Source organism: Blautia sp. MSK17_66, assembly GCF_020538025.1.
Taxonomy (GTDB): domain Bacteria; phylum Bacillota; class Clostridia; order Lachnospirales; family Lachnospiraceae; genus Blautia_A.
Window position 1 is genome coordinate 1 of sequence record NZ_JAJBNQ010000050.1, and the last position, 6,636, is coordinate 6,636.

General features: G+C 45.7%; 6 protein-coding genes. All 6 read left to right on the top strand.

Features of this window, described 5'->3' with window-relative positions; translation table 11 throughout:
- A partial coding sequence (locus LIR34_RS17160) for a putative signal transducing protein (RefSeq protein WP_244092365.1) occupies nucleotides 1-685 on the top strand: 685 nt, incomplete at its 5' end.
- A gap of 172 nt (nucleotides 686-857) precedes the next feature.
- Nucleotides 858-1,535: a response regulator transcription factor gene (locus tag LIR34_RS17165; RefSeq protein WP_015525024.1), complete on the top strand. Its 678-nt coding sequence runs from the start codon at nucleotides 858-860 to the stop codon at nucleotides 1,533-1,535.
- Nucleotides 1,528-2,427 carry a sensor histidine kinase gene (locus LIR34_RS17170; protein WP_118037281.1) on the top strand — a complete coding sequence of 300 codons (900 nt, stop codon included), beginning with the start codon at nucleotides 1,528-1,530 and terminating at the stop codon, nucleotides 2,425-2,427. Before LIR34_RS17165 ends, LIR34_RS17170 begins: the two co-directional genes overlap by 8 nt.
- 135 nt (nucleotides 2,428-2,562) lie before the next feature.
- Nucleotides 2,563-3,234: an ABC transporter ATP-binding protein gene (locus LIR34_RS17175; RefSeq protein ID WP_055053974.1), complete on the top strand. Its 672-nt coding sequence runs from the start codon at nucleotides 2,563-2,565 to the stop codon at nucleotides 3,232-3,234.
- A 15-nt stretch (nucleotides 3,235-3,249) separates the two neighbouring features.
- The gene (locus LIR34_RS17180; RefSeq protein WP_173903399.1) at nucleotides 3,250-5,892 is read left to right on the top strand and encodes an ABC transporter permease; all 2,643 of its coding nucleotides are present in this window, start codon (nucleotides 3,250-3,252) and stop codon (nucleotides 5,890-5,892) included.
- A gap of 67 nt (nucleotides 5,893-5,959) precedes the next feature.
- Nucleotides 5,960-6,265, top strand: coding sequence for an Ig-like domain-containing protein (locus LIR34_RS17185; protein WP_265107748.1), 306 nt, complete (start codon nucleotides 5,960-5,962; stop codon nucleotides 6,263-6,265).
- Nucleotides 6,266-6,636: the final 371 nt, after the last annotated feature.

Below are 6,636 nucleotides of genomic sequence, written 5' to 3' on the forward strand. Positions count from 1 at the left end.
GAAACAAAAAGCATTAAAGGCTGGAAATCTTGCATTTGCATCAATGTTTGTGATTGGTGTGTTAGCGATTATTATTCAGATGCTATTAATGGTGGATACTCGTTTGGTTTTGGGAGAGATAGTAACTGTCTTAGTAGGAGGAATCCTATATGTAGCTATTATGGTGTATAATGGAATATGGGATAAATGCCTGCCAAAAAGTGCTGCTATATGGCGAAATTTTCTCACCAGTGTAATATGTGCAGGAATTTTTACAGTCATCTATGGTATATGTTTATTTAGAATGGGAGCTACAGAAACACAGATAACACGATTGGCATTGGGATTTCTGATAGGTATTACTATTGTGTCATTTATTATTCTTAGGACCTTAGCATTTATTAATCGAAAAAGAAATCAGAATTCACCAAATGTTCAGGAGAGAAAAGAAACTTCCCAATCTAAGACAGAATGGACAAAGATTTATAATGCACAGAATATAGTAGAGACAGAACAGCTCGTAGAAATGTTAAAGCAAAGTGGAATAGAAGCTTTTTCCCAGGAAGCAGGTGCGAATGTTGCAATGCATGGAGCACCTGGATTTGGAATATATGGTGTGGATATATTCGTGAAAACCGATGATGCAAAGAAGGCAGTACAGCTGATCAAGGAGATTAATAACCAAGAGAATGAAGAAATTTTTTGACATTGTCACATATGCGTGCTAATATGATTATAGAAAAAGTGTGCTGCCGATAGACGGTTAGTCCACATACTTAATTGATTGAAAATAACCGTTCAGTTTTGCTGGGGCGGTTATTTTTGTGTCTTGTTATTAACTTTGCCGAATACCTTTGAGTAACGAGGGAGTGAGATATATGGAGCAATTATTGATTGTTGAAGATGATATTGGTTTGAATCAAGGTTTATGCAAAGCACTGAAAGTAGATGATCGGAAGATCATTTCCTGCCAAGACCTGAAAACGGCGAAGGAGCAGCTGCTTTGCGGCGGTGTATCCCTGATCCTGTTGGATATCAATCTACCGGATGGCAGTGGGCTTGAGCTGCTCCGGGAGGTCAAGGAAAACACACCCGGGATTCCTGTTATTCTGCTGACTGCCAATGATACCGATCTGGACATCGTGGACGGACTGGAGAGGGGCGCTGATGATTACATTACCAAGCCCTTTTCTCTTTCGGTTTTGCGGGCAAGGGTGAATACCCAACTGCGAAAGCAAGCGTCAAGCCATAAAAATGCACCGACCCATATTGATCTTTTTCACTTTGACTTTGAGGCTATGACCTTTTATGTGGGAGATTCAAAAGTGGAATTGAGTAAAACAGAGCAAAAATTACTGCGTCTGCTTGTTGAAAATCGTGGTCGAACCATGACCCGTGGAGACCTTGTAGACAGGATCTGGACAGATGGTGCTGAATATGTGGATGAAAATGCTTTGTCTGTTACGATCAAGCGTCTGAGGGATAAGCTTGGGGCACAGAAATACATTAAAACCGTCTATGGAATCGGTTATAGCTGGGTGACAAAAGATGAATAAAAGCGGCATCGCGATCATACTGCTGTGTTTTCTGGCGGCAGCAGCTGTTGTATTATGGGAGCGGAGAAAGGTCATAAAAACGATGGAAGAAATCGAAAGGATGCTGGACGCCGCCATGACCGGCTCCTTTTCTGAAACAACTTTTGATGAAAGCCAGCTGTCTGCTTTGGAAACAAAGTTTGCACACTATCTTTCTGCCGCAGAAGCATCTTCTCGAAATATGGCACAGGAAAAAGACAAAATCAAATCCTTGATTGCGGACATTTCCCATCAGACGAAAACGCCGATTGCAAACCTGCTGTTATACAGCGAGCTTTTGATGGAGAAAACTCTGTCTGCATCGGCAAAGGAAAATGTGGAGGCACTGTACAAACAATCGGAAAAGCTACGATTTCTGATTGATTCTCTCGTAAAACTTTCCAGACTGGAAAATGGGATCATTTCACTTTCCCCTCAGCAAGCATCACTTCAGCCGCTGCTTGAAAGCGTAGTAGAACAATATGCCGCCAAGGCTTCTGGAAAAGGATTATCCATATATCTGTACGATACAGATATTTCCGCTACATTTGACTTCAAATGGACAGCGGAAGCACTGGCTAATATTGTAGACAATGCCATCAAATATACGGAGCATGGAACAATCACGATTTCTACCGTAAGTTACGAAATGTTTACAAGGATCGATATATCGGATACCGGTTCAGGTATCCCGGAAAACGAGCAGGCAAAGATATTTTCCCGTTTTTATCGTTCAAATGTTGTTCAGGAACAAGAAGGGGTTGGCATCGGCTTATACCTTGCCCGACAGATTATATCCGGTGAGAGCGGTTATATCAAGGTTGCTTCCGTTCCGGGAAAAGGAAGTACGTTTTCCATATTTCTGCCGAAATAACAACAATTCTATCAAAACTGTTAGATTTCATTTTCTGCCGGAAAGAATGTGGAAAGAATCCTATGCGATAATCTGTATGTATCAAAGGATCATTTCCTTTCATACATACAGATTTTTTCATGGAGGTACTCGTTTATGGAGGTTTTACAGGCAAAAGACCTGAAAAAGATTTATGGCTCCGGTAATAACGCAGTTCATGCGTTGGATGGAGTTGATTTAAGTGTGAAGAAGGGAGAGTTTGTTGCAATTGTCGGCACATCCGGATCCGGAAAATCCACGCTGTTGCATATGCTGGGCGGGCTGGATCGCCCTACAAGCGGCACGGTCATAGTGGACGGACAGGATATTTTCTCCCTGAAGGAGGAAGCGCTGACCATCTTCCGCCGCAGGAAAATCGGCTTTGTATTTCAGAGCTACAATCTTGTTCCGGTGCTGAATGTATATGAAAATATCATTCTACCCACTGAACTGGATGGCGGAAAGGTAAACAAGGCTTTTGTGCAGCAGATCGTGCAGACGCTTGGACTGAGCGACCGTCTGGATGCCTTGCCCAATCAGCTCTCAGGCGGTCAACAGCAGCGGGTAGCCATTGCCCGAGCGCTGGCGGCAGCACCCGCTATCATTCTGGCAGATGAACCCACCGGCAATCTGGATTCCAAAACCAGCCAGGATGTATTGAGCCTTTTGAAAGTCACCAGTCAAAAGTTCGCCCAGACAATCGTAATGATCACTCACAACGAAGAAATTGCGCAGATGGCAGACCGCATTATCCGTATCGAAGATGGTCGGATCGTCTCCCAGAACTAACGGGAGGTGGCCACGATGAATGTCAAAAACAGAAAATGTATTCGAAAGCTCAGCTTAAAATCCCTTTATGCGAACCGTCGCCGCAATCTGATCGCCATTTTTGCCATTGCGCTGACAACGCTGCTATTTACTTCCATGTTCACCATTGTCTTGTCGTTGAACGCCAGTTATGAAACCTACCAGTTTCGGCAGGTAGGCGGTTATGCACACGGCACCTTTAAAGATGTTTCCCCCGAGCAGGCGGAACGTATCGCTGCTCATCCAAAGGTGAAGGCTGTGGGGGCACGGAAGGTGATCGGCATCACTGTGGATGGTGTCTTTTCCAAAACGCCTGCAGAGATCAGCTACATGGATGCCAACTGCACCAAATGGAGCTATGCCACCCCTACTACCGGGCGGATGCCCGAAAGCGGCAAAGAAGTAGCCATGGATACGGCAGCGTTGCAGCTGCTTGGCGTAACGCCGGAGCTGGGTGCCGAGGTCACGGTTTCCTATTCCATCACGGACAAGGATCAAACCGCCTTTACTGTAACAGATACCTTTACGCTGGTGGGCTATTGGGACTATGATGAACTAATGCCTGTTCACTACATCAACATCAGCCGTGATTACGCAGATGACATCGAAGCGCAGGCAGTGAAAACAGGGTTACAGCCTTTCCGCACCGATTTGAATGTCATGTTGGCTTCCGGCACAAACATTCAAGGGCAGATGGAGCAGGTGGATACCGATCTTGGTTACACATGGGACAGCTATACTGATCCCAACAGCGTTCGAATCGGCGTCAATTGGGGATATACCTCATCCCAACTGGAGTCGCAGCTCGATCCAGAGCTGATGATCGCCATAGCAGCTTTTCTGCTGCTGGTGATTTTCACTGGGTATCTTATCATCTATAACATTTTCCAGATCTCTGTTGCGGGGGATATCCGGTTTTACGGACTTCTGAAGACCATTGGCACAACGCCCCGGCAGCTCAAACGCATCATTCGCCAGCAGGCACTTCTGCTTTGTCTGATCGGTATTCCGGCGGGGCTGCTGCTGGGCTATGGCATCGGCGCTGTTCTGGTGCCTGTTGTCTTGCGCTCCACCCAGTTGGATGCAGGCATCACCACCATCAGCACATCGCCTGTGATCTTCCTTGGTTCTATGCTGTTCGCCTTGTTGACGGTGCTCTTGTCCTGTTCCAAGCCCGGCAAAATGGCAGCTAAGGTCTCTCCGGTAGAGGCTACCAAATATACGGATGCGATACAGACTAAGAAAAAACAGCGCAGCACCCGGGGAGCCAAGCTCCATCAGATGGCCTTTGCCAATCTGGGACGAAACAAGAAAAAGACGGTGCTGGTGGTCGTGTCTCTGGCACTGTCGGTGACACTGTTCAATGCGCTGTGTGCCTTTGTGGGAGGCTTCAGCATGGAGAAGTATGTATCCTCCATGACCTGCGCCGATTTTATCGTCAGCACTCCCGACTATTTCCGTTACAACCCGGCAGATGAATTCATCACGCCAGAACAGATTGAGGAGATCGCAGCAAACACAAAGGCCAGTCTTTCCGGCACGGGATATGCTGTGCGAAAACCCGCCTACCTGTGGATGACGGAGGATGCTCTGCGGCAGGACTATGCAAGGTACGAAAGCGCCGAACAGTTGGACAGCCATATGAGCCGTCTGGAGCACCGGGGCAATATGGTGATGGGAGATACCAGAATCGAGGCTCTGGATAACAGTCTGTTTGACAAGCTGCAAGTATTCGACGGAGATATTTCTCCCATGTTGGAGCCGGACAATAACGCCATTGCCATTGCGGTTTCCTTAGATGACTACGGTAATCTGCCCAATCTTGAATACTACCCCAAGGTGGGAGACACGATCACCGTTACCTATGCGGACGATGTGAAATATATCGACAGCCGCACCGGGGAACTCACCGAAGATACACCGGAGGAGTACTTTCAGGCAAAATTGTATGGGGCCAGAGATGTAGAGTACACGGTCTGCGCCTTGGTAGAACTTCCGAACTCCATGGGTTATCGTTATGGTGGTATTGGATATAACGCAGTTTTGCCTGTGGACACCGCACAGAGGGACAGCGGTGGTGCAGTCGTTCCGATGCTCTACCTGTTCGACACAGCGGACGAAGCTGACGAGGCCGAAGCAGAGCAATATCTGTCAAAGCTCACGGCCGGTGAGTTTTCGCCCTTGATGTATGAAAGCAAAGCCACGGTTCGCTCTGAGTTTGCTCAGTTCCGGCAGATGTTCCTTCTGATCGGTGGTATCCTCTGTGCTATCATTGGGCTGGTGGGACTCTTAAATTTCTTCAACGCCATGATGACCGGTATTCTTTCCCGCCGCCGTGAATTTGCTGTGCTTCAGGCTGTAGGAATGACGTCCCGACAGCTCAAAACCATGTTGATCTACGAGGGGTTGTTTTACGCAATGTCTTCCGTAGCGGCGGCCTTTATTCTGTCGCTGGCGGTGGGACCTCTTGCAGGAAAAATGCTGGGCAGTATGTTCTGGTTCTTTGAGTATCGGTTCACCGTTCTGCCTGTCCTGCTGACAATTCCGGTATTTCTTCTGCTTGGGTGGCTGATTCCTTGCATGATGTATGATAACGCAGCGAAATGCAGCATTGTAGATCAGTTAAGGGATGCTCAATAATTGTTAAGCCCATAATAGCCCTCTGTCAATGAAAAGGCTGAGGGCTGGAATTCAAATAATAATCAAAGTGACCATTACACTGGCCAGCGGCAAGAAACAGGTCATTTCTATTACTGTGCAGAAAACAACGGTAAGAACAATAAAGATCACCGGACTGAAATCCAGCGTGACCGTTGCAAGGAATAAAAAACTTACGTTGAAACCAGTCATCAGCCCGATCACTTCCCAGGAGAAGGTTACCTACAGTTCTTCGAATAAGAAGATCGTGACGGTAAGTTCCAGTGGTGTGATCCCCGGAAAGAACAAGGGAACAGCTTATATCACAGTGAAATCTGGAAAGATCCGTAAAAAAGTAAAAGTAGTTGTTAAATAAAAATGATTCAAGCAGGAGCTGCCTTTCATGAATACACATGGAATGGCAGCTCCTTTTTTCATTTTTTGCATGTAGTTTTATTTGCAGAAGTAGATTACGATATTAATAGTTGACCAAGAGAGAAGAATGTTTAGATAATATGTTATAGTGATAATGGAAGCATGGTAACAAAAAAATTATAAAAATAGAAAAAAAGTGCAACCAAACAGAAAAAAATACGTTATATATAATAGACAACATTAATATGGCACACTGCAAATAACCTATCTGCATAAAAACACTAATATACAGGGGAGAAATGTGATATGGAAGATATACATATTATAAATTTATTTTTAGAAAGATCAGAAGATGCAATTCGCCAGGTAGAA